Annotated in this window: 2 protein-coding genes; one reads left to right on the top strand and one right to left on the bottom strand. The window is 58.8% G+C overall.

Annotation, left to right across the window (positions count from 1 at the left end; translation table 11 throughout):
* On the top strand, nt 1–495 hold a 495-nt coding region (locus ACXRVY_RS28810; RefSeq protein WP_458238930.1), incomplete at its 5' end, for an MliC family protein.
* A gap of 45 nt (nt 496–540) precedes the next feature.
* On the opposite strand, the gene ACXRVY_RS28805 is transcribed toward ACXRVY_RS28810, so the two are convergent.
* The coding region (locus tag ACXRVY_RS28805; RefSeq protein WP_458238929.1) for a polyamine ABC transporter substrate-binding protein at nt 541–1,470 on the bottom strand (930 nt) is incomplete at its 5' end.

The raw sequence follows: 1,470 nt of genomic DNA, 5'->3' as shown, positions 1-1,470 counted from the left end.
CTGGCGAGCATGGACCTGGAACTCAATCGTCTTTATCTGCTGGCGCTCACCGACGATCACTCAGTGCCGCGCCCGAATAAAGTCGAGATTGATCAGCGGTTCTGGCTTGAGTCCCGTAACCAGTGTGGCGGCGGGACTCAAGCCAAGGCGTGCGTCGTGCGAAGTTATGCCGAGCGTGCGTTCCAACTGCGCCAGGGCTCGGCCATTGCGAGAACCAAGGACCCAAGCCGACGCACCGAAGGCCCCGTTGCCTTCCATTGCGCAGGGTTCAGCCCGCTGATTGCCGCCACGTTCTTTACCGTCGAACCGGGCGTTGTGCTCCTGAAATGGGCGAACACCTCCATCACCCTGAACCAGGTGCCGAACGATTACGGAACCCAGTACACGGGCAAGGATTACAAAGGCAACTACAGCTTCTGGCAAATCGGCGATGACGTGTTTTTGCAGATACCCGGCTCAGGAAAGATGAATTGCGCAGCCGAGCCGGTCGGCTGAGGACGATGGCATCGGGACGTCCTGTCCCGATGGCCRCTCACCGCTTCAACTGCCGGTGCGAATCTTGTTCCACACTCGCGTACGCACCCGATCGATATTCAGAGGCATGGCCTCCAGCGCAAACAGCTTGCCCATCATTTCAGGACTTGGATAAACCTTGGTGTCGTTCTTGATCGCCGGGTCGATCAGGCTGTCGGCCGTCTCGTTGCCATTGGCGTAATGCACATAGTTGCTGACGCTGGCCATGACGTCCGGACGCAGCAGGTAATCCATGAAGGCGTAACCGGCCTTTTCGTCCGGAGCGTCGGCCGGCATGGCGACCATATCGAACCAGATCGCGGCGCCTTCCTTGGGAATCGAATAGCCGATCTCGATGCCGTTGTTGGCTTCCCTGGCRCGGYTTTCCGCTTGCAGGATGTCGCCGGAGAAWCCGACCGCGACGCAGATGTCGCCGTTGGCCAGGTCACTGGTGTACTTGGACGAATGGAAATAGCTCACATACGGCCGCACTTTCAACAGCAGGGCTTCGGCCTTTTTGTAGTCTTGCGGGTTCTTGCTGTGAGGCGGCAACCCGAGGTAGTTCAATGCGGCCGGCAGCAGTTCGGGGCCGTTGTCGAGGATGGCCACGCCGCACTTCTGTAGTTTCTGCATGTTCTCGGGCTTGAAGATCAGGTCCCAGGAATCCACCGGGGCGTTGTCGCCCAGTACCGCTTTGACCTTGGCAATGTTGTAGCCGATGCCGGTGCTGCCCCACAGGTACGGGAAGCCATGCTCGTTGCCCGGGTCGTTGGTCTGCAATGCCTTGAGCAATACCGGGTTGAGGTTTTTCCAGTTCGGCAACTGACTCTTGTCGAGTTTCTTCAGCGCTCCGCCTTCGATCTGCCGGGCCATGAAGTGGTTCGACGGAAACACCACGTCGTAGCCGGATTTGCCGGTCATCAGCTTGCCATCGAGGGTTTCGTTGCTGTCGTAGAC

Source organism: Pseudomonas sp. P5_A2_2 (assembly GCF_054177685.1).
This window is presented reverse-complemented; position numbering and strand designations above follow the sequence as displayed.